This window comes from Pseudoalteromonas sp. M8, assembly GCF_018141365.1.
GTDB lineage: Bacteria > Pseudomonadota > Gammaproteobacteria > Enterobacterales > Alteromonadaceae > Pseudoalteromonas.
The window spans coordinates 1,126,492-1,149,443 of the sequence record NZ_CP047239.1 but is presented as its reverse complement, the minus strand read 5'-3'; the positions used below and the strand labels follow the sequence as shown (position 1 = coordinate 1,149,443).

Annotated in this window: 19 protein-coding genes and 1 CRISPR repeat array; of the genes, 12 read left to right on the top strand and 7 right to left on the bottom strand. The window is 44.0% G+C overall.

Features of this window, described 5'->3' with window-relative positions; genetic code table 11:
• Positions 1–225 precede the first annotated feature (225 nt).
• Entirely contained in the window at positions 226–999 is a 774-nt protein-coding gene (locus GSF13_RS04660) for an MBL fold metallo-hydrolase (RefSeq protein ID WP_206471701.1), read from the top strand.
• On the opposite strand, the gene GSF13_RS04655 is transcribed toward GSF13_RS04660, so the two are convergent.
• Together GSF13_RS04655 and GSF13_RS04650 are read right to left on the bottom strand one after the other, a co-directional pair.
• Complete coding sequence (locus GSF13_RS04655; protein ID WP_010603970.1) at positions 996–1,352, bottom strand: Hpt domain-containing protein; 357 nt, start codon at positions 1,350–1,352, stop codon at positions 996–998. The genes GSF13_RS04660 and GSF13_RS04655 overlap by 4 nt on opposite strands.
• The gene (locus GSF13_RS04650; RefSeq protein ID WP_211865384.1) at positions 1,349–4,087 is read right to left on the bottom strand and encodes an ATP-binding protein; all 2,739 of its coding nucleotides are present in this window, start codon (positions 4,085–4,087) and stop codon (positions 1,349–1,351) included. The genes GSF13_RS04655 and GSF13_RS04650 overlap by 4 nt, the downstream gene beginning before the upstream one ends.
• A 295-nt stretch (positions 4,088–4,382) precedes the next feature.
• Here GSF13_RS04650 and GSF13_RS04645 point away from each other — a divergent pair, with 295 nt between their 5' ends.
• Positions 4,383–4,829: a nuclear transport factor 2 family protein gene (locus tag GSF13_RS04645; protein ID WP_211865382.1), complete on the top strand. Its 447-nt coding sequence runs from the start codon at positions 4,383–4,385 to the stop codon at positions 4,827–4,829.
• Positions 4,830–4,892: 63 nt separating this feature from the next.
• Here GSF13_RS04645 and GSF13_RS04640 read toward each other — a convergent pair whose 3' ends face one another.
• Entirely contained in the window at positions 4,893–5,783 is an 891-nt protein-coding gene (locus GSF13_RS04640; RefSeq protein WP_211865380.1) for a TetR/AcrR family transcriptional regulator, read from the bottom strand.
• A 125-nt stretch (positions 5,784–5,908) separates the two neighbouring features.
• On the opposite strand from GSF13_RS04640, the gene GSF13_RS04635 reads away from it, so the two are divergent.
• Positions 5,909–7,639, top strand: a complete 1,731-nt coding sequence (locus GSF13_RS04635; protein ID WP_206471705.1) for an ABC transporter ATP-binding protein — start codon at positions 5,909–5,911, stop codon at positions 7,637–7,639.
• A gap of 687 nt (positions 7,640–8,326) precedes the next feature.
• The gene (locus GSF13_RS04630; RefSeq protein WP_010603965.1) at positions 8,327–8,788 is read left to right on the top strand and encodes a GNAT family N-acetyltransferase; all 462 of its coding nucleotides are present in this window, start codon (positions 8,327–8,329) and stop codon (positions 8,786–8,788) included.
• Here GSF13_RS04630 and GSF13_RS04625 read toward each other — a convergent pair.
• From GSF13_RS04625 to GSF13_RS04610, 4 genes are all read right to left on the bottom strand, one after another.
• A complete protein-coding gene (locus tag GSF13_RS04625; protein WP_174169687.1) occupies positions 8,777–9,016 on the bottom strand; it encodes a Rho-binding antiterminator in 240 nt (79 codons plus the stop codon). The two genes, GSF13_RS04630 and GSF13_RS04625, sit on opposite strands and share 12 nt — an antisense overlap.
• A gap of 65 nt (positions 9,017–9,081) precedes the next feature.
• Positions 9,082–11,223, bottom strand: coding sequence for a prolyl oligopeptidase family serine peptidase (locus GSF13_RS04620; RefSeq protein ID WP_211865378.1), 2,142 nt, complete (start codon positions 11,221–11,223; stop codon positions 9,082–9,084).
• A 231-nt stretch (positions 11,224–11,454) separates the two neighbouring features.
• Positions 11,455–11,985 (bottom strand): DUF3833 domain-containing protein, encoded by a 531-nt coding sequence (locus GSF13_RS04615; RefSeq protein WP_010603962.1) that lies wholly within the window; start codon positions 11,983–11,985, stop codon positions 11,455–11,457.
• 107 nt (positions 11,986–12,092) lie between these two features.
• Positions 12,093–12,614 (bottom strand): chalcone isomerase family protein, encoded by a 522-nt coding sequence (locus tag GSF13_RS04610; protein WP_211865364.1) that lies wholly within the window; start codon positions 12,612–12,614, stop codon positions 12,093–12,095.
• A 144-nt stretch (positions 12,615–12,758) separates the two neighbouring features.
• Here GSF13_RS04610 and GSF13_RS04605 point away from each other — a divergent pair, with 144 nt between their 5' ends.
• The 8 genes from GSF13_RS04605 to cas5e all read left to right on the top strand — a co-directional run bounded on the left by GSF13_RS04605 (position 12,759) and on the right by cas5e (position 22,943).
• On the top strand, positions 12,759–13,241 hold the full coding sequence (locus GSF13_RS04605) for a GNAT family N-acetyltransferase (RefSeq protein ID WP_010603960.1): 483 nt from the start codon (positions 12,759–12,761) through the stop codon (positions 13,239–13,241).
• Positions 13,242–13,397: 156 nt separating this feature from the next.
• Positions 13,398–14,650: direct repeats of the CRISPR family, unit length 28 nt; unit sequence GTGTTCCCCGTATGCACGGGGCTAAACC.
• Positions 14,651–15,104: 454 nt separating this feature from the next.
• Entirely contained in the window at positions 15,105–15,938 is an 834-nt protein-coding gene (locus tag GSF13_RS04600) for a WYL domain-containing protein (protein WP_206471713.1), read from the top strand.
• A 107-nt stretch (positions 15,939–16,045) separates the two neighbouring features.
• On the top strand, positions 16,046–18,898 hold the full coding sequence (cas3, locus tag GSF13_RS04595) for a CRISPR-associated helicase Cas3' (protein ID WP_211865362.1): 2,853 nt from the start codon (positions 16,046–16,048) through the stop codon (positions 18,896–18,898).
• A 43-nt stretch (positions 18,899–18,941) separates the two neighbouring features.
• Positions 18,942–19,469, top strand: coding sequence for a type I-E CRISPR-associated protein Cse1/CasA (casA, locus tag GSF13_RS24970; RefSeq protein ID WP_211865360.1), 528 nt, complete (start codon positions 18,942–18,944; stop codon positions 19,467–19,469).
• The gene (gene casA / locus GSF13_RS04585; protein WP_211865978.1) at positions 19,466–20,524 is read left to right on the top strand and encodes a type I-E CRISPR-associated protein Cse1/CasA; all 1,059 of its coding nucleotides are present in this window, start codon (positions 19,466–19,468) and stop codon (positions 20,522–20,524) included. The genes casA (GSF13_RS24970) and casA (GSF13_RS04585) overlap by 4 nt, the downstream gene beginning before the upstream one ends.
• Positions 20,514–21,122: a type I-E CRISPR-associated protein Cse2/CasB gene (gene casB, locus GSF13_RS04580; protein WP_211865358.1), complete on the top strand. Its 609-nt coding sequence runs from the start codon at positions 20,514–20,516 to the stop codon at positions 21,120–21,122. The genes casA (GSF13_RS04585) and casB overlap by 11 nt, the downstream gene beginning before the upstream one ends.
• A gap of 14 nt (positions 21,123–21,136) precedes the next feature.
• Complete coding sequence (gene cas7e, locus GSF13_RS04575) at positions 21,137–22,183, top strand: type I-E CRISPR-associated protein Cas7/Cse4/CasC (RefSeq protein ID WP_211865356.1); 1,047 nt, start codon at positions 21,137–21,139, stop codon at positions 22,181–22,183.
• Positions 22,184–22,193: 10 nt separating this feature from the next.
• A complete protein-coding gene (gene cas5e / locus GSF13_RS04570) occupies positions 22,194–22,943 on the top strand; it encodes a type I-E CRISPR-associated protein Cas5/CasD (RefSeq protein ID WP_102058227.1) in 750 nt (249 codons plus the stop codon).
• Positions 22,944–22,952 lie beyond the last annotated feature (9 nt).

The window sequence follows — 22,952 nt, the reverse complement described above, 5'->3', positions numbered from 1 at the left end:
ATTTTCCATAGTGGTGATGACATGATGTTATCATCCAGCAATAGTTATACCAGAATGAAGATATAAAAAAATCAATAGATTAAGAAGGTAGCGAACTTTTGAGTGGTCAAAATAGCGAAATCAAATAGTGAGCTGAACCAAAAGTTTGCAGATATGACTGTCATGTGGTTGTAAATTCGACAATGTAGTCTGGCACTATTGTTTGTTTATTTTCCTAACAGTGCAATGAAAGACACGACCAAGCTACACGCTGTCAATCCGCAATCATTCGTTGATAGTCACTGTAAACCAGACGCAGCAGTCTTTTTAGGAGTTGGAAGTGCCGCCAGCGCTGCAACTCTTGGGTGCTCTACCTGTGTATTGACCCACAGAGGCCTACCTTGGTTATTGATAGATTGTGGCTTTGATACGGTGTCGCGTTATAAAAAGCATTTTTCGTCATTACCCGATGCTGTGTTTATCACCCACCTTCATTATGACCATGTTAGTGGATTGGAGCAGCTTTACTTTCAGGCAGCATTGAGTCAGCACCAAATCACGTTATATGCCCCAGCAGAGTTAATCGTTGGGTTGTGTAATATGCTCGCCTACACTGGGCTAAGCGAAGGTAACTGTGGTGTTTGGCAGGTCTTTCGTTTATTTCCAATTTCAGAAAGCTTTCTTCATCGTGGGCAACGTATACATAGTTATGCCGTTCGTCATCATGAGCCCAATAGCGCTTTTTCGTTACATCTCCCTGGTAGCTTGTTTTACAGTGGTGATACTAAGGCGATTCCTGAGCTGCTCCATCATCACGTCAGTAACGGCGAAGTTATTTTTCATGACTGTGGTCTTGCAACTAATCCCAGCCATTGCTCCCTTGATGAGTTGTTGATGAGCTATCGTGAAGACATCATTAAAAATATTTGGGTCTATCACTACCAGCATCAAGAAGATGTTGTGAAGTTCGAGCGCGCAGGGCTCAAAGCGGCTATCGCTGAGCAGCCGATTGCGCTTTAATTTTGCGACTGAGAGGTTAAATAGGCTTTTAATTCTCGAACAAACTCGCTGCCGATCTCATGGTGTATCGCTTTTATTTTTTCGGCGCACTCAGTGGTGTTGTTATCAAGTGCCGAATACTCTAACGCCTGTAGATGTTCAGCTAGTACCTCTGCACCCACTGCTTTTGCGGAGGTTTTGAGGTAATGGGCTTCGTCTTTTAACGCTTGAAAGGCACGAGTTTGGTAAGCAGTTTTAATTTTTGCGCAACTAGATTTCGATTGTACTAGAAAGTCGGTGTAAAACTTTTTTGCCGTAGCAAAATCATCACCTATTAAATCGATAAGCACCTGAGGGTTGAGGGTTTTGCTCATTGTGTAAAGTCCATATCTAACCATTTACCTAAGGTGTTTTTAAGCTCTTGTAATCGCACCGGTTTGCTAACATAGTCATTCATGCCACTATCTAAACAAAGCTCTTTATCCCCTTTCATAGCAGCGCCTGTGACGGCAACAATAGGAATGGCGCTGCGCTCTTCTTTGGACTCAAATGCGCGAATTAACTTAGTTAATTCATAGCCATCTATCTCCGGCATATGGCAATCCGTCAACAAAAGCTGATATTGCTGGCTTTTATACATCGCCAAGGCCTCTTTGCCGTTATTGGCGATATCACAGGAAACTCCAAGTCTAGAAAGCTGTTTGACGATGAGTTTTTGGTTAAAGGGGTTGTCCTCGGCAAGGAGTATATGCTGCTTACCACTAGTATCCGATTCATCATCGGTAGGGCTAGATACTTTATCGTCTAGTGAAAGGAGCGCATCTAGTTCACTGAGATCGTTTAATTCACCTAAATCAGTCTCGTCACTTTGCTGACTTACTTTCAGCTTGCTCAATAATTGGCCGATAGCGTATTGAGTCTGCGGTGCAATTGGTTTTGGTGTGGTTAACGCTGTACTGTTCAAGTTAGCAAACGCCTTTTCATCAACAAATACTAACTCTGGAATAGGTGAGCGTATTTGCTCTGCAGAGGGGGCGGCTTGCGTTGTGACAGCACGAACAAGTGCAGTATCGTCAGTCTCTTTGATTTCACTGGGTGACTCGATGACTTTGATCTCATCGCAAAAATGCGTGCAGGCATTGTACAACTGAGTCAGCGCCAACGAACTCTGCCAAGGCGCATCACTTAACCAATAAAGCGTATTAAATATAATATTGGGTTGCTGCTGTGTTCTTGGACGCCAAATAGGAATGGTAATGGTGAAAGTTGAGCCTTCAGCGGATTTGCTTTTTAAGGCGACCTTGCCGCCCATTAAGTCAATAAGCTTGCCACATATTGCAAGCCCTAATCCGGTGCCGCCGTACTTTCTCGTGATAGAGCGTTCGGCTTGTGTAAAGGGGGTAAACAGTTTCTTTTGTACTTCTGGTGCAATGCCAATACCATTGTCTTCTATCTTAAATATCAAGTGAGATAAGGCTACGCCTTCACATGCCCAGTGCACATTGATGGTGACTTTCGCGCCGCCTTCGCGATCTGCAACGCTAAATTTTATGGCATTGCTGACAACGTTAAAGATAATTTGCCGTACTCTATTTTCATCGCCAATCACTTCTAGCGGTAGTTTTATGTCCTCATGCACCGTTAATTTTACTGATTTGTCGCGCGCGTGGGCTTCGAAGGTTTTGATGATGTTATTGAGCATTTTAGATGGGGAGAAAGGATAGCTCTCAAGCTCCATTTTCCCTTGCTCAACTTTGGCTAAGTCTAAAATATCATTTAATATTGAGACTAAATTATTGGCTGAAATAGACGCGGTTTCTAAAAGTTCTTGGTTGTCTTCATCAAGCTCTGATAGCGCCATGAGATCTAAGGAGCCGATAATGCCATTCATGGGGGTTCTGAGTTCATGGCTCATCATGGACAAAAAGTCTGATTTAGTGCGATTGGCCTGCTCAGCTTTAATAATTGCAGCCTCAAGATCAGCGGTGCGCTCTGCGACGCGTTGCTCTAATTCTTGATTAATGTGCTGGAGTTTTTTCTGGGCAATATATACATCGGTTTGATCGATAACAACGCCGTCAATACGTGCTGGCCGACCCTGTTCATCAAGTCCTACAACACCTTTGGCATACACTACAACAATGTCCTGGTCGTTAAGCAGGCCGCGATAGCGCTGTTCAAAGATTTTGCCTGAATTCAATGAGGCTTCTAGCGCTTGCGTAACACGTACTTTATCGTCGGGGTGAAGGCTTGCTTCCCAGAGGTGTAAATTGCCAATATCGTCTTCCGAAAGTTTAAAAATATCATTGGCCTGATGATCCCAATTCCAGATCCATTGATTCGCTACTCGTATTGCTCGCCAAGTACCTATTTTCCCCGCTTGCATCGCAAGTTCTTTACTTTCTTCTGCATCATGTAATGCGACTAACATATCTTTTTCGTGAGTACAGTCAGCTAAAATCCCATAAACACTGTGTGTGCGAATACAATACTTAACTTGCTCTCCCTTAAATTCAAACCAATGAATTGTTCCTCTAACCTCAAGTCGGAACTCAAAATGCAGCATAAGTCCTTGCTCAATATGGTGAGCGAGTAGCTCGGCAAATAGCGGCTGATCTTCTTGGTAAATCATGCTTTTTAAGGTGTCCCAGTCTAGTTCTGCCGAGGCTGGGAGACCTATCAGTGATTTGAATTTAGGAGAAAAATACGCAGTCTTGTTTAGGAGGTCGTAGCACCAAACACCTAGGTTTGCGCTGTTAACGGCGTGGCGCAAAATTCGAGTTTGTTCGTCTTCTAATGGATTTTGACAATAATAAGTAGAGAGCTCGGCAATATGTACAAATATTTCGTTACTGCGAACATCATAAAACGACAGCAAAAATTGTACGTTTGGTGATGTGCGCAACGACACTTGTATCAAAGAACCATCAGCAATCGTCTTTTGCTGTTCTTCTACGCATAAAGGAAAGATGAATAAGTCTTCAAGGTGTTTATTGATGACGTTATCGACGGGAGCGAACAGTTTTTCCGCAACGGCGGTTGTGTGACTGACATACCACTCAGATGTAACAATCAAAATTGGCATACTGTCTTTTAGTGCTGTTAGCATCGTATCCCCCCATAATATCCTCATAAAACAATATAGCAGTTCATGATTAACTTGCTGGATTTGTGGTCAATCTAGAGAGGTTTAGGAGAATGTGTAAAGCTTGTAGATCGTAGAAGTTTGAGTCTAAGTACCGTATTCATGAGACCCACAGGCATACCGATGCGCACGGTAATACTGAACTGAGCGAATGGCTTAGAAAGAATCGGCTATAAACGATGACGGATTTCACGTTGAGACTAAGCGATTTGCTATATCAAGTCTATAAACTGTAATATGTCTTTGTACCCCAAAAAGGGTGATATGGTTAAAAATAATAAAAGGATTCCAAGTTGAAACGTTATTTATCAGTGGCCAAGCTTATGCACAGCAAGACCAGGCTAATGAGGAGAATATCACCGCGATTGTTGAGCAACAGGTAGCGGCCTATAACAAGCGAGATATAGATGCATTCGTCGCAACGTATCACGATGATGTAGAAATTCACTATTTTCCTGGTGGAATAGCGTATTCCGGGAAAGAAAAACTGAAGAAAACCTATACACAGCTTTTTAGTAGGGTCACTTGCCTGAGCGCCAAAATAAGTAACAGAGAGATCCAAGGGCGCTTTGTTGTAGATACTGAGGTTATAGAGTTTTGTCTAATGCGTGATGGTGAGGAATATAAATCAAATTATAAAGCCATCGCGACCTATGAAGTCGTCGATGGATTGATTAAGAGAGTCTTATTCTTAAAAGAAAAATAGTCAGCAGTGTAAAGCAAGATTTTGCTTTCCTCTAACTGTACGAGTACCACATTACTCAGTGGATTACACCGCCTCTACATTGAGTCTTTCTGCGAGCAGCTGGCGCTGAGTATTTAACCCTCTGTAGTCTCTAAGTCCTGCGATAAGTGCCCTGATTAATACGGTATCGGGGTTTTTACTTTGTAGTTGAGCTTCCAATAGAGCGATTGTGTGGTCTACGATCTCACGCTTTTGTGGTGTGAGTTTTAGCTTCTGAGACTTTTCTTGGAGCTGTATAAAAGCTTGTTGGATTTTTTGTTCATGGAGTTGTCGTTTTTTGGCTTCGATCTCTTTTTGGGACGGGAAGTCCTGCTCGGTTAATACCGGCAACAGTGCTTGATTTGGTAGCGCTGTACAAATTGAGTCCATACATGAGACTACCCAATTAACCAGCTTTTCAGTGTCGAAATTAATACCTTCAATCACGGGAAGCGAAAGATAATTAGCAATAATGCCATCAAGGGTCATCGCAAGATCGGTTTTCCATGGACGAACTTGCTCGCCATAGTTTTCAAGTAAAAAACCTTCCTGTAGCGTAAGCCACGTTAAGCGAAACTCTTGATAGAACATGATCAAGTTATTTGAAAAGCTCAGTGACTCCTCCTGCAATAAGAGCTGAAACATCGCTTGGTACTGCTGTAAATCTTCGTGCTGGAAGCGGATTTGTTGTTTTAACTTGGCAATTGGAGTCAATTTATCACTTTCTAATATCGCTCTTATTTTATCCAGCAGAACCGCTGTTTGACTCTCAAAAACGGCTAATAGTAGTTCGTCTTTTGACTTAAAGTGTAAGTAGATAGCACCTTTCGAAATGCCCACCTTATTGGCGATGGTTTGCATGCTAAAGGCACTATCGCCCTCAGCTAAAAGTAACTGCTCCGCGCATGCTAGTATTAATTTCCGCTTATCAGACATAGCTCCTCCTGTTCACATTGCAGTATACAGTCAATTTAAAAATGACCAATAGGTCAATTTTAAATTGACTAAATTTAAAGTTTGGTCAATTATTATGTTGTCTATTCAACGGGGACATAATAATTATGAACAATACATCATCTTTAATTCAACTAGTCAGGCGTACGCGGCCAAGTCGCCTATTACTATCAACTCTGGTTTTGTTTACACTGATCTCTAGTATTTTAGGTTTATTGGTGCCTTTGCAAACGAAAAATCTGCTGGAAGAACTTGGAGAAAATGGTCATTTTTCAAATGAACAGGTAGTCATATTAATTATGGTATTAGTATTTTCCGCTGTGCTAACAGGGTTGATGACTTATATCATGGGTAAAATTGGCAATGAGCAAAAGCTTAAATTACGCGGAGACCTTTTTCAGCACCTCATTCGTTTGCCTGTTTCTTTCTTTGATAACACAAGGGCTGGGGAGCCGGCGAATCGCATCGTAAAAGACACTGAAATTATTGAAAACCTAGTGAGTGAGCAGTCTGTATCTTTTATATCTGGTGTAGTTTCATTATTTGGTTCTTTTATTATTCTATGGTTTTTAGACTGGCAAATGACACTCGTGATGCTCAGTGCAGTTACGGTTAGTTTTCTGATTATCTTACCGTTTTCCGTAAGACTGACGGATCTGTCTAAGTCATTACAAGATACTGAAGCCTCTATGCTAGGAAGGTTAACCGAGCTGTTTGCTAATATCCGCTTAATAAGAGCACAAGGTGCAGAGAAAACAGAAGCTAAAAATAATAACAATGAATTGAAGTCACTCTATAAAACCGCAATGTCAGAACATACGCTCTTAGCTACCATGGGCGCATTGGTGAATTTAGTGATCATGGCTTCGATAGTGTTAGTACTAGGGTTTGGCGCATCAAGGGTTGCCAACGGTGCGATGACCCTAGGCGCTTTTGTTGCGTTTATTATGTTTTTACTGAACATTGTGTTGCCGATGGGGCAGTTAAGCATGGTGGTAGCCGCTTTTAATAAAGCAAAAGGAGCGGCCGTTCGTATTAATGAGATCTTAGCAACGACACCACCAAATGAAAGTGGTCATACGATTAGCCTGACTGATAAGTCAATTTATTTTCGCAATTTATCTTTTAGTTATGCTAATGATAAACCGGTATTTAAAAGCTTGAGCTGTGAGTTCTTAAGTGGAAAAACGACCGCTATAGTTGGGCCATCAGGAGTTGGTAAGTCTACACTCTTTGCTTTGTTGCAGGGCTTTTATCAGGCACAACGTGGTTACATTGAAATTGCTGGGCTTAATGTTGAAGAGTTAGACCGAGCCAATTTAAGAGCGCAAATTGGCTACGTTGCGCAAGAGAGCCCGCTGTTGTGCGGCACCTTATATGAAAACTTGGTCTACGGTGCTTTTGAGGCAATAGATGATGAACAATTACAGCATGCCATTACCACGGCCGATTTAGCAGAGTTTATAGCGACACTACCTGATGGGTTGAATACTCAAATTGGTGAGCGTGGCATTACTTTGTCTGGCGGACAAAGGCAACGAGTTGCATTAGCGCGAGCACTATTAAAAGACCCTGCATTGCTGCTGTTGGATGAAGCAACGGCAAGCCTTGATTCACAAAGTGAAGCAGCTATTCAAATTGCCCTGAAAAATGCAAAAAAAGGTCGTACTACAATTATCGCCGCGCATCGACTCAGTACGGTTATGGATGCTGATAATATTATCGTCATTAACAAAGGTGAGATTGAGTCACAGGGAGATCATCAGTATTTGATGCAACACTCTTCGCTTTACCAAAGCTTAGTGAATAAACAGTTCAACCTTCAAGCTGCAAGCTAATAACTTTGGTTGAGGCCCGTTAGTTGGATAGGTGGAAAGTGAATGAACAGCAACGTCATTAGTAAACGATTAAATTAATACTTTTTGATGTTTTTTTGAAGTGATATAGCACTAAAAGTTTAGGTGTGATAAAAAGTAATCATATTTAACTAAGTGCTATTTTTGTTTTTGGTTAAAAGGGATTGGTTTTTAGGGAAGACAAATTAATTTTCGTAGGTTTGTTTATGCCCCATAGAGCATCACACACAAGTTCGCATACCTCTATTCCGCTGATTGTAGCGCTAACAAGCGTGTTGTTATTACTGACTTTACTGAGCTTTCCAAGCAAGAGCAAACAGTCTGTAGAAACCAAAGTAACAATGCTTAAGAGCGGCGCGATAAAGCATGATGCTCGCCAGACAGAATAAGAATGAAAAATTCTTATTTACCTAAAAGTATCTAATTCATACCATCACCTTACACTTTGTAACAGTTCAGAGTTCTTATATTTTATTTATTTAAAACAGATTGTTACTTTATTTTTATAGCGATATTATCAAATTTCCGCAGGCATTCAGCCCATCATCTCACCTCGATAATTTGCTTATTATTTCTAACTCGGTATAGTTTGACGTCGGTCAGAATAGTAATAATATTGCTCACGTTTATGGGCGCAGGACAAATTGGCCTTACTTCTCAGAGGCAGGTATGCAATTAATTCAGTTAAAGTCAGATGACCCACAAGTAGTCGCGGTGTTTTCTGAAATCGATAAGCTTATGAACAGCTTATATCCAATCGCAAGTGCACAGTCTTTATCAATAGAAGAAATTAACCAACCTAACGTGTATGCCGTTGGCTTACAAAATGAAGAGGGCATTGTAGCGTGCGGTGCGATTGTAAAGCAGTTTGATAAAACCTTATACGGTGAAATTAAACGCTTATACGTAAAACCTAGCTATCGAGGTAAAGGGCTTTCTAAACGTATTATGCAAATTTTGCTTCACTATGCAGGTGAAGCGCAGATCCCACTTATTCGGCTGGAAACCGGCTCTAAGCAAGCCAGTGCGATAAGTCTTTATGAGAGCTTGGGATTTGAGCGATGTGAACGCTTTGGTATGTACCGCGACAACCCGTTAAGTGTTTTTATGGCGTTATCACTAAAATCTTAATGTAGTAAAATAGGGGTTGTCAGTATCGGCCGAGATACTGGCAATTTCTGTCAGCACCACGGTGACTGGTTGGCTTTCTTGTTCTAAAACTAAACACTCCTGAGCCTCGACTATAGTCGTGTTTTTGCAGCTGCCACGCACAACTTCACCACCTTTCATCTCAATAGTAACCACTAGGCGTTTTAGGCACGCCAGCTCGATATAATCATACTGTTGGCAACTGATCATAGATAAGTTCTTATTTGAATAAAGCCACCTGCTTTTACAGATGGCTTTTCAAGCTTGGCTTATGCTTAAAGAGACTTAATTCCCATATTGTAAAGCGTAAAGCCATAAATATCGGCATACTGTTCAATCGTCTTGCTTATTGGTGTGCCTGCGCCGTGTCCGGCATTGGTTTCGATACGAATAAGCGTTGGATTCGGACCTGTGTGTTTGCTTTGTAGCTCAGCTGCAAACTTGTAAGAGTGTGCAGGTACTACGCGGTCGTCATGGTCACCTGTTGTGATCATGGTTGCTGGATAATCTACGCCAGCCTTTACGTTATGTACAGGTGAATAACCTTTCAGGTATTCAAACATCTCTTTGTTGTCTTCCGCTGTACCATAATCGTAAGCCCAGCCAGCTCCAGCTGTAAACGTGTGGTAACGCAGCATATCAAGTACCCCAACCGCAGGTACAGCCACTTTGAATAAATCTGGACGTTGCAACATCGTTGCACCTACTAACAAACCACCGTTCGAACCACCGTTAATTGCAAGCTTTTCACTTGAAGTATAATTTTCAGATACTAAGTATTCGCCTGCAGCAATAAAGTCATCAAAGACGTTTTGTTTCTGCATTTGAGTACCTGCTTTGTGCCATTTTTTGCCATATTCGCCACCGCCACGTAAGTTTGCTACAGCATAAACACCACCTAGCTCCAACCAAGCTGCACGTGTAGGGCTAAAGTAAGGCTTAAGACTGACATTAAACCCACCATAACCGTACAACAGAGTTGGGTTGTTACCATCCAGTTTCAGCCCTTTTTTATGGGTGATGATCATCGGTACGCGGGTGCCATCTTTCGAGGTGTAAAAAACCTGTTTAGACACGTAAGCATCTGAATCAAAATCTACTTTATCTGAGCTATATAATTCGCTGACGCCAGATTTTGCATCGAAAGCAAAGATAGATCTCGGGGTGTTGTAGTTAGTGAATGAGTAATAAAGTACTTTATCTTCTTCCTCACCGCTAAAGCCACTCACAGTGCCTACACCTGGAAGCGCAATGTCACGGATCAGCTTACCTGTGAAGTCATATTGTTTTACCAATGAAATTGCATCTTTGATGTAAGTCGCAAATAGGTAACCTGAACCTGTTGAAACCGATAGTACATTGTTGGTTTCTGGGACCACATCTTGCCAGTTTTTTGGTTGTGGCTGTTTCGCATTAACTTTAACGATACGACGGTTCGGCGCATCTAAGTTCGTGCTTAGGAACAATGTGTCGCCTTCACTGTGGATCACGCTGGTATCAGAGTTGGTATGATCTAAAATTGTTACCCAGTCACTATCTGGTTTGCTTAAGTCACGAATAAATAGCTTGTTACCCGATGTTGATACTGCAGCAGAAATCACCAAGTATTTTTTATCGTCTGTTACACCACCATAAACATAACGGTGCTTTTGCGCATCAGTGGCACCAAAAATGACCTTGTCTTGAACTTGAGGTGTGCCAATCTTGTGGTAATACACCTTATGTTGGTCAGTTTTTGCAGAAAGTTCACTGCCCTCAGGTTTATCATAGCTTGAGTAGTAAAAGCCTTCATTACCAAACCAAGAGATACCACTAAACTTCACGTCGACTAGCGTTTCACCAACCTGCTCTTTAGTCTCGGCGTTTAGCACAATCACTTTACGCCAGTCACTTCCACCTTCGGAAATTTGATAAGCCACCAATGAAGCGTCTTTACTAAAACTTAATCCTGCAAGCGATGTTGTGCCATCGTCGCTCATGGTGTTTGGATCTAAAAATACCTCAGCCTCACCACCTTCTTTTTGGCGGTACAAAACACTTTGGTTTTGCAGCCCATCATTTTTATAGAAATAGGTATAGTTGCCGTGTTTAAAAGGTTGAGAAACACGCTCGTAATCAAGTAGTTCGGTGAGGCGCTTTTCGATGTCTTTACGATATGGAATTTGCGATAAATATGCCTGTGTTGCCTCGTTTTGTGATTTTACCCACGCTGCGGTTTCTGCACTTTTATCGTCTTCTAACCAGCGATATGGATCCGCTACTTGCGTGCCAAAGTAGTTGTCTACAACGGTGCCTGTTTTAGTGATTGGATATTTCACAGATTGTGTCAATGCCGCATTATTGGATTGTTCATTTTCGGTATTAACACATCCGACAAGCGCAAGCGCTACGGCTCCAGCTAGTATCTTCTTTATCATGGTGGGGGTTCCTATTGGTTCTTATTAGCTACGATCTTGCCGCAGTTTCTTGCGCTTTACTCAGCAATAAAACTTTTTGGTGCGGCATTTTTTATTGAGCACTTCTCAGTGTTGGGCACTAGTCGTGCTACGAGAATAGTGTGGATTTTAGTGGAGTCGGTGTATTTGTCTACAAATTGTAGACAAATACACGAGTAAGAAGGTTAAATTGAAGTTGATTTGGCGTAATTATTATTGCCTTTGCATAAATATTGTTACTTCGGCCATCACAATACCAAACTTTTCGATATAAGAGCGGTTCATAAGGGTGGTTTGGTCAAAAGACCACATCCAATCATCAAAGTGTACTTCATAACTGGTATCATCAACGGGTAGGTCCATTCTATACTGCCAATTCATTGCATTGCCGAAGGTTTCGCCTGATGCTGAGTTGAGGATATCGTCGGCGCGGCCGGTATATTTATTGCCTGCAGCTTTTGTAATAGTCCAAACTCGCGTTTGAACCCCGTCGCCGAGCAAATAGTTGAAGGACTCATCTAAAATAAGTTCAGACTTGGTGTTAATAGAGCCCTTGATATCGACAGTAAACTGTTGAACTAAGTTGCCATCTCTGTCTTGGACTATTCCCCACGCTTTTACATCACCAACAAAAAACTCGTAGGGGTCAAATTGCGGTTTAAGTGTAGCGTACTTTTTACCGTCAATCCCGGAGCTGCAAGCCGACAATAAAAGTAAGGTGAGTACTGCAAGAGTGATGCGCATTGTTTTCTCCTTAGGCTTGAGGCCTCTTTGAGTGCTATTGCTTCTATTATGTCCTGTTGAACAAAGTATTGATGTTGAAATTGAGGGAAAAGGAGCATTAATTATTCTCATTTCAGGCCCAAAAGTTCAGTTCGCATGGCAGGTTCGGAGGTTTTTTCACCGAGCCAAATATTGAAAAAGCGGGTCGTAAATTCCGAATCTTTCACTTCGCCAATAAGCTTTTTATCTTGGTAAAACTGCGTAGTTCCCTCGGGTGTTCTTACGCCAAATAGCATTGTGCCTTTAGAGACATTGGGAAAAATTTTTTCCATTTCTGCCAGCCATCGCTCACCTTGACTTGAGTTAGTAAACCCTTGTTTCTCTATCTCTTTCAGTGATCGTTTTGCTATTTCTTTGCCGTCTAGCTCGCGTAAATATCTTAATGCCAACACAAAAGGCTGATCTTGAGAGTAGGCTCCTTGGGGGGCATAAAGGCTGGCATCATAAACATCCCAAAACAAATAGGTCATTCGACTTGTTTTGCCGACTTGTTGAGGGTTTTCTATAAATTGATTGACAAGAGTACTGGTGCTTGCGAACCCCTGAGTGCTGAATAGCAACATCAAAAAGGCAAAGATGACCCTTTGCATACTAACCTCGTCCTATAATAAAAATCAGTTGGCTTGTTATACGAACGAGCTGGAGAATTTGTTCACTTTGCTGCTGCCTGAAAGGTGCTGTCATCCCCCTTTACAATTTGTTAAGCTGACTAAAACCTACATACAGGAGCCATTATGAGCCTTTCAATTCGCCCAGCAGAAGTAGCTGATGCCGCGACGATACTGCACTTTATCAACGAACTTGCAATTTATGAGAAAGAGCCAGATGCCGTGCTCAATACCGTGGAAGAAATAGAACAGAAACTGTTTGGTAAAGAAGCCAGAGCACACAGCGTTATTTGTGAACTAGATGGCGAAGCAATCGGGTTTGCAGTGTATTTCTTTAATTATTCTACTTGGCTTGGCAAGCACGGTCTTTATCTTGAAGACTTATATGTATCACAAGATAAGCGCGGTGTTGGTGCAGGTAAAGGGATCATGAAATATCTCGCAAGACTTGCACTACAAAAGGATTGCGGTCGCTTTGAGTGGGTGGTACTTGACTGGAACAAACCATCAATCGACTTTTATGAAAGCATCGGTGCTAAAGCACAAAACGAGTGGATTATTTATCGCCTAACAGGACAGGAACTCATCGATTTTGCTGAGCAAGTATAGTGAAGTTTATTAGTCTGTTGGCTATACATTATTTCAAGAGAAACCCCGATCTTTAACAATTGAGCCGAGTAAACATACGTAGAATTTGTACCCAATATTTTTGGTGAAAATTGCAATGGTGATTTTTGTTAATAGAAACAGTGATATATCTTTAGAGTGTTCCCCGTATGCACGGGGCTAAACCGCACGATACATGGGCCTAAATGCATTGGTTCGTGTGTTCCCCGTATGCACGGGGCTAAACCGCCTACCTCTAGAATCTATAATTAAATCTCTAGGTGTTCCCCGTATGCACGGGGCTAAACCGGAATCTTTTCAGGCTGCGACTATCATTACAGGGTGTTCCCCGTATGCACGGGGCTAAACCGTGGGTTTTGGTAATACCCTTTACGAAAGTTACGTGTTCCCCGTATGCACGGGGCTAAACCGTCATCCAATCGAGTTATCTTTGCCACTCTTAGGTGTTCCCCGTATGCACGGGGCTAAACCGGCTATACGGGGTCGGTCGCTGGTTCAAATCCAGTGTTCCCCGTATGCACGGGGCTAAACCGGCGGTGTTGTTTTGGTCGCTAATGCTAACCGCGTGTTCCCCGTATGCACGGGGCTAAACCGTTAGGCACCAACTGCAATAGCGTGGCGTAGAGGTGTTCCCCGTATGCACGGGGCTAAACCGTAATTTGCCATAGCAAAAAAAGACGCCATAGCGTGTTCCCCGTATGCACGGGGCTAAACCGCTAAATCTGCAGTATCCGGATCTTCCAACCAAGTGTTCCCCGTATGCACGGGGCTAAACCGCCCACATGCTTTCACCTTTGCACGCTACTTTTGTGTTCCCCGTATGCACGGGGCTAAACCGCGTTTTAGCTTTAACCTCAGACGGAGCGTCACCCGTGTTCCCCGTATGCACGGGGCTAAACCGCTGGTTCATCCTATCGGCAAATCCGTCTATTTGTGTTCCCCGTACGCACGGGGCTAAACCGTACAAATCTGACCGAATATCCCATGATGCAAGACGTGTTCCTCGTACACACGGGGCTAAACCGCACCAACGATGAGAATGTTTTCATTCGGTAATGTGTTCCCCGTACACACGGGGCTAAACCGAACCAGGAGCACCATGAAATATTGACGTTGCCGTGTTCCCCGTATGCACGGGGCTAAACCGCTCATATTCGCATTTAGGGCATTGCTTACCTGGTGCTCCCCGTATGCACGGGGCTAAACCGCTCGCCCTGCCTGTAGAACCTATATCCAGTTGCGTGTTCCCCGTACACACGGGGCTAAACCGCCGCAACGAATGCGGCAATGTTCAAAACGAACGTGTTCCCCGTACACACGGGGCTAAACCGCCAATTCGAGCAAGTACCAGGGTGTTAGGTAAGTGTTCCCCGTACACACGGGGCTAAACCTGAGTTATTCAGGTCTGAATCATGTGCTGTATTCGTCCGTGAAGCAGCATCCCTCACGCATCCATGCGCTCACCTTAGCAGGCTGCGAAACGGTGATGACTCCAGACTTCCTGTCTTTCGCCCTTCGGGTCAGCAGAGCTGTTCAAAAATATTCCAGATATTTTTGTCGGTCCTACTTCGCCCCTGTACGCACGGGGCTAACCAGTAGAACATTTTAGTAGGAAAGAGGCGGTGGACAGCTTGGCTGGAAGTGGAGACAGGGTGAGACTCGAACTCACATCATATATAAACTGCATATAACCGTTACCCATTGGAAACACTGCCGCCATAGTTGATTATTAATCTACCATCAAAAAAATGCTAGCGTGATTTCACTGTCAGTTTGTCTCAGGTCAAAGACTTACTTTGTTTGTTTTGATACATTTATTTTACGAAAATTTTACCAGAGTGTTTTATGCAGGCTAAGGAAGAGCTGTATTTTAGATATATTGAAGCGGTATTGTTTTGGCAGGGAGAAATCCAGACCGGTACTTTCCAGAGCAAATTTAAGCTTTCAAGGCCCAGCGCACGGCGTTATGTCACCGACTTTATTGAGCGTTATCAGATTGCCGCAAGCTATAATGAGTCTGAAAAAGCTTATGTGCTGGCAAGCCCCTTTACACCTAATTATATCTCTCAGGATTTTACTGAGTATACTAGTCTCACTGGGGAACAGTACATACACAATCTGAGTTCCTCAACGATTACTTCGCTGGCATTACCACACAGAAAGCTTAATCCCACCATTTTGCGGCCCATATTGAATGCCTGTCGGCGACAAAGCGTGCTGGATATTCGCTATCAGTCTATAAAAGAAGGCGGTGAAACCGAGCGCGTGATCCGCCCTCACACGCTGATTAACTCTGGACTGCGCTATCATCTGAGAGCCTACTGTGAAAAAGCCAAAGGCTTTAGAGACTTTTCATTATCGCGTATCGTCTCTGCCTCCCCAGAATTTATCAGCAAAGCACAAAAGTACAAAAAAGACGACGAAGCTTGGCAGCAGGAAGTCACCTTAACCATAATCCCCGACCCAAGACTCAGCGAGTACGCCCAGCAAGTTATCGCTCACGACTTTGATATGCACAACCACCAAAAGCAAATTAAAACCAACGCTGCATTGATCAACTACCTGATCAGCATTTTGAGGTTAGATGTTCAGCACCCACACCCGGAAGCACAGCAAATTGTGATGGAACCAGCCTGCTATAGAGAGCTGAGGGCCAGAAGGTTGTTATGGAACAGCTAAACAAGCGCACCAGACCGGGTAATTTTTTTACTGGTTGCAATCGCAGGATTGTCGGTATTTTATTCGCGTCGTAAGCTGAGTGTATTGAAAGCAAGGACCAGAGCAATATGACAGATCTAAACAGTTTAATGTTCAAATATTGGGGCAAAGCTAAAAAGCCACTCGAGGTAGATTACTGCATGAGTGAGATTAATGGCGAGTCATTACAAGATATTGTTGAACGCCATCCAGGCGTTAATTCTGTCGATCACCTCAAAGCACTTGCGAGCAAAAAAGGGTGGCAAATCGCCAGACAGGGCGAAACTTTTTACCGTTATCACCTACTTGTATTTCATAGCCTAGATGTGGCGGCGGTTGCACTGACTTATCTGGATTTGAATAAGCAATTTACACAAGATTCGGCCGAGTTTCTGGGGTTAACTATTCCACAGTTTAAGTCTTTGGTCGGATTCTTTGTTGCCATTCACGACTTGGGTAAATTTTCTTCAGCATTTCAAAACCTAGCAGAATTTAGTGACAGTAATTTAAGCCAGAAAAAGTCGAGAGAACCTTATTCTGCAACAGATGCCCGACATGATGGGTTAGGCCATCATTTTTGGAAAAGCTGCGCCAAGCAAATTGAAGGTGCACCGGACGAAGTAACGCAGGCATTTAAAAAGATAGATTCGGTGCGAGTCATGCTGAATTGTGTTTTTGGTCATCACGGTGAGCCAGTTGTAGCGCACAAATTTGGTAGCAGAATAGAAGACTATTGTGTCGATGAAAATTACCAGGCTTGTAGAGAGTTCATAGCGTATTGCCTTGAGTTATTTGCTGATGATCTGCCAACGGAAAAGTTTTCGGATAGAGTGTGGCGCGAGCACCTAAGGTATGCTAGTTGGCACCTTGCTGGTTTGTGCACTCTTGCTGACTGGTTGGGCTCAGATACTCAGTATTTCACATATCACTCCGAGCCGATGGATATACAAGCTTACTGGCTCGAAGCTGTAAAACAGGCACATAAAGCGCTTACAAATAGGCAGTTGACCAGTCAGGTAGAGGTCTTCCCTTATGAGTCAACCGCTAAGCATTTTGGCTTTAGTACACCTACGCCATTGCAGTCGTTTGCTGAGCAAGTGCCTGTCGGCCCTTCACCACAATTGTTTATTCTGGAAGATGTAACGGGTGCAGGCAAAACCGAGGCGGCGCTAATCTTATTGCATCGTTTAATGCAGGCGAAGGCTGCGGATGGCTTTTACTTTGGTTTACCGACTATGGCTACCTCCAGTGCCATGTACCATCGTATCGCACAGCATTACGGACAAATGATGTCCGTTGATGGAAAAAAAACCAGTCTGGTATTAGCACACGGCGCGAGTATGATGGAGGACGCTTATCAGGAGTCACTAGTTACAGAGCAACTCCCCGATCTTGAATATGGTAAAGCTGATGAAACAGCAAGTCAGGCATGCCATATCTGGTACGCAGACTCTAAAAAGAAGGCGCTGCTTGCTCATGCTGGCGTTGGCACGGTTGACCAGCCTTTGCTATCGGTTTTAGCCTCCAAACACAGCACGCTACGTTTTCATGGTTTGTTTCGTAAAATTCTAGTGCTTGATGAGGTACATGCCGCAGATCAATATATGTTCACTTTGCTAGAAGATCTTTTACGTATTCATTTACGGTTTGGCGGCAGTGTGATCCTGCTTACTGCGACCTTGCCGCTAGAAAGACGCAACAGGCTTTGCCAGATCTGGCAAGAAGAGCTGGGTCTTGAATCTCCCGAGTGCACTCAAAAAACAAGCTTTCCGCTCGCAACCTGGGTAAATGAACAAGGGAAATTAAATGAGCAACCAGTGGAAAGCTTACCCAGAAATCACAAATCCGTGCAGGTTGAGTTTTTCCACTGTGAGCAGGCCTGTATTGAAGAGATAGTGGCAAGAGCATCACGCGGCGAGGCTGTGGTTTGGGTGCGTAATACGGTCGCGGATGCGCAGCAAGCATATACTTTACTCTCAGAGCGTTACCCGCAAACACATATCACTTTGTTCCATAGTCGCTTTACCTTATACGACAGAAAACAAAAGGAAAAAGAGGTGCTTGGTAGACTGGGTAAGCAAAGCACAACACAGCAAAGACTGGGACAAATATTGATTTCAACTCAGGTGTTTCAAGAATCAATTGATGCGGACTGTGATTTTATGCTCAGTGATATTTGCCCCATTGACGATTTAATACAGCGTGCTGGGCGACTTAAACGCCATATCCGAGATGAACACGGCAATTACCAACCCGCACTGTCAGAAGATAAACGTCCGCCAGCTGTATTGAAAGTATTTTGCCCTGAGTGGCAAGGCGAGCCAGAAAAAGACTGGTTACACAAAAGCCACCCTGGTACGGCCGCCGTTTACCGGAGCCCAGCCATTATATGGCTTACGCAAAAAGTGCTAAGAGAGAAAGGCGGGTTGTATTTACCGGAGGATGCACGCCATTTGATCGAAAGCGTTTACAGCCAGGCTGCGCTAAACACCAGACCAGTAGATCTGGATTGTTATCACAGCGAGTATCAGGCGCAAACTCAAGCGATGGAAAATCAGGCAACGCTTCAGAAACTGGATTGGAAAGAAGGCTACTGCCGACAGGCGGGTAACGTGTGGATGGGGGAAGAGCTAGAGATAAGCACCCGATACAGTGACAGAGTCAGTATTCAGGTTGTGGTGCTAAAGCTTGATCAATCTGGGAATATGGCCTTCTATGCTGAAGGCTGCACCGAAAAACACCTGCTACAGCATAGTGAAATACGCGTCGATCAAAAGCGCATAGCCGAAAAGCTGAGCCCAATTCCGAATGAATACAGTGAGCAACTGGAGAGGTTGCTGGAGCGTTATCCTTCACTCAAATATAAGCAATGCTGGTTGCAAGGAAGTGATGAACGATTTTTATATGATGCATTTAAAGGGCTAACAGAGGTTGGTGAATAGCCTATTTTAGGGGCTTGACCCCATTTCAATTAGGGAAAATGGTATGAATAATTTAGTACAGGACCCTTGGCTATATTATCGGCTAAGAGATAACTCTATCACGCAGTTGCCTTTATCGGCGATAGCAAACCCCGATGTGGTTGACTTTGCTTTGCCACGCGCCGATTTTTACGGAGCAGCGTATCAGTTTACCATTAGCTTATTGCAAACCTGTTGTTCTCCCGAGGAAGGAGAAGACTGGTACAACTGGTATGAATCACCTCCTTCAGAGCAGGCGCTGTCAGAGACGTTCAGTAAAGCGGCACATGCATTTAATTTGTTTGGTGATGGCCCGCTGTTTATGCAGGATTTAGAGCCGTTACAAAGTGCGGGCACGCAGAACGTCAACACCTTGTTGATTGAAACGCCGGGTGACAACACGCTTAAAAATAATGTAGATCATTTTATAAAACGTGGTCAGGTTGAAGCGATGAGCCCAGAAATGGCGGCGCTTGCATTATTCACCTTGCAGATTAATGCGCCAGCGGGGGCGTTGGCTACAGAACGGGTTTACGCGGTGGTGGACCATTGACGACCTTGATACTACCCAATGAAGAGTCGACGAGCTTGTGGCATAAACTGTGGTTGAATGTTTGTATTGCGCCAAAGGCAAATGATGCGCAACTGCACAGTGGGCAAATCTTCCCTTGGCTTACAGATACCAAAGTCAGTAAAGAGAAAGGCACAGAAGTGCTTTTTAAAGATGCACACTTTCTTACACATTTTTGGGCAATGCCGAGACGCATACGGTTACAGCCAGAGGAATCACTAGGCACTTGCTCACTGACAGGCCATGAATGTGATGTACTGGTGAAGTCTTTTGCCACCACGAATTATGGCAACAACTATGCAGGGAGTTGGTGGCATCCGCTCACGCATTATCGCAGTAATCCTAAAAAGCCACATGAAGATAACCTATCCAGTAAAGGGCAGCCCGGTGGCATTCAGTATAAGCAATGGCACGCCTTGTGTTTCGCCAATGAGAGCGAAGGCAACCATCCAGCCAAAGTGATAGACGAGTTTTACGATATCAAAATGGACTATGTTGACCAGCAACCCAGACTCTGGGCATTTGGCTTTGATATGGACAATATGAAAGCCAGAGGTTGGTATGACAGCCAGTTTCCGGTGTTTTTTCTAGACGAGGCTAAGCGTGCAAGCGTGATCCACGACCTCAATCAGACAATTCAGATTGCCATGGAATTTAGCAGCATGATGCGTACCTTAATTAAAGAAGCGCTGTTCGATAGGCCAAAAGATGTAAAGGCAGATCTGGCCCAGCATACGCTGAGTTACTGGCAGCGCAGCGAGCGCGACTTTTTTATTGCAGCTCAGGCTATTTGTGTTGAGGGAGAGCTACGAAGTGAAGACGCAAAGCGCTGGTTCTATCGTGCCCTCAATACAGCGTTAGATATTTTTGACGAGGTGGTATTGAGCACTTCCATGGATAACAAAGCCATTGCCAGAAAAGTGGCAGCAAGACAGAAGCTGACCGCCTGGTTACATGGGAAGAAAATAAGTAAAGACTTTAAACGGCGTTACAACCTAAAGACACAAGACAAGGAGGCACAAGCCAATGACGCTTAATTACAAACCAAAAAGTCAGCTGTTCAATACAATTAGCTGGGATGCATTTCATACCGTGTTTCGCTGGTGGGTTTCTATGTCGGATGATGAGGCAACTCAGGCTGAGTTAAGTATCAGGCCAGCGCCAACAGTATTTCGTGCCCAGCTTAAGCGTGCTTCCAGGTTGGACGACGTTTATCTCACTCAGGGCTTTTCGGCACTATGGCAGGCGCTACCCGTCGAGATACACAATCATAAAAAGGGCTGGGTGATGCCCTGCTTTGCCGTGATAGCCAAAAGCCTCAGTATGGTGCGGAGCCATCATGAGCGTGGCACCTTTGCCAGAGACTTAGGGCATGTGGAAGAGGGCGCAGATAAGCCTGTAGTCAGTGAGTTGCGATTTCAGAACCTTCAGGCTGCAAAAAACGAGCAGGAATTTGTTACACAATTGAGCCGTCTTCTGGCCCAGTTGAACAATAAAACAAACATTTTAAGCCTAGCAGACGACATCGCCTGCTGGTTTGAAGAACACAATTATCAGGCGCCCAGACGGGCTGACAAGCGGATCGCCGTACGCTGGGCGATGGACTATTACAAAGATGTAGCGAACAAGGCATAAATAAGGAAAATACGATGAGCAAATTTATTCAGATCCACACTCTTACATCATACGCACCTGCAAATCTGAACAGGGAAGAAACCGGTAGACCGAAAACAGCCAAGTTTGGTGGCTTTGAAAGGCTGAGAGTCAGTTCGCAAAGTTCAAAGCGCAATTGGCGGGTGAGTGACGTATTTCAAACGAGCTTAGCTGATCACATTGGTACTAGAACCAAAAAACTTGGCGTTGAAGTATTCAACTACTTGATAGAAAAAGAAGTAAAAGAGAAAGATGCCAAAGCTTGGGCAATTGAGATCGCGGGAGTTTTTGGCAAAGGTAAAAAAGATTCGCTGGAGATTGAGCAGCTGGCACACATTAGCCCCAGCGAAAAAACAGCGGTATTTGCATTAGCAGATCAACTAGCAACAGAAAATCGCGGACCGCAAAAAGACGAGTTGCAACTACTTAAAGCAGAAAACCAAGCCGCAGATATTGCTTTGTTTGGCCGCATGTTGGCATCAAGCCCAGAGTTTAACGTTGAAGCGGCGTGTCAGGTTGCGCATGCAATCAGTGTTGAAAATGTCACGGTAGAAAGTGACTACTTTACCGCGGTAGACGATCTCAATGCAGGAAAGGGAGAGCAAGGTGCTGCGCATATTGGTGACAGCGGTTTTGCTTCTGCGGTGCTGTACAACTATATCTGTATTGATAAAGAGCAGTTGGTAGATAACCTTTCTGGTGATTTAGTGCTTGCCAACAAAACCATTGCTTCTTTGCTTGAATGCATCGCGAAAATCTCACCAAAAGGCAAACAAAATAGTTTTGCATCTCATGCTTATGCCTCTTACATTCTGGTAGAAAAAGGGGAACAGCAGCCTCGTTCACTTGCAAGTGCTTTTGTAAGCCCTGTAAAGGCCCTTGACGAGAGTGAGAACGTGACGCAAATCGCTGTTCAGCGTTTAGAAAGCCAAATCGAGAACTTTGATTCTGTTTATGAGCCTTGTGCTGATAGTCGTCAATCTATCAATGTATTAACAGGTGAAGGCAACTTTAAGTCTTTGCAGGCTTTTGCTGCTGATTAATGGGGTCTCTATGAAAACCAGTAATTATTTGGTGATCAGACTATACGGGCCTTTAGCCAGTTGGGGAGACGCGGCTGTGGGCGGCGACCGACCCACCAATATTCGCCCAACACGAGGCGCATTGCTTGGTTTGGTTGCTGCTGCGCTTGGCATTAAGCGTGAAGATAAAGCCGACTTAAATACGTTAAACGAAGCGTTAAGCTGCCATGTTAAACAGTACAATGCGGGTAGCTTGCTCAGAGACTTTCATACAGCGCAAGTACCGAGTGAAGATAAAAAAGTGCGGCTATACACTCGGCGTGACGAACTGGTTAAGTCGAAAAAGGTAAACACCGTACTGTCAAACCGTGATTACCGGGAAAGCGGGCTGTGGGTTGTTGCGCTAGAATCGAGCTCTTCAACGTACTCGTTAGAGGTGATCCGCGCTGCATTGTTACGGCCTAAATATATGTTGTACTTGGGACGTAAATCTTGCCCATTAGCAGCACCGCTGTGCCCGACCTTGGTTGAAAACGTATCGCTAAAAGCGGCATTAGATCATGAGTTCCCACCGATACTAGGTACTGAGCAGGCCGATTCAATTTGGCTTAAACCGGATAAAACCGTGAGTTACTACTGGCAGGGTGACAGGGCAGATCTCATCGCTGAGCAGACAGAGCGAGTTCATACTCAGAGTGTACGGGATAATCCGATAGACAGGAAAGAATGGCTGTTTGACTTGCGCACCGAGCATCAGCTGGTGGTTGAATATCAAAGGTAAGGAGGAGCT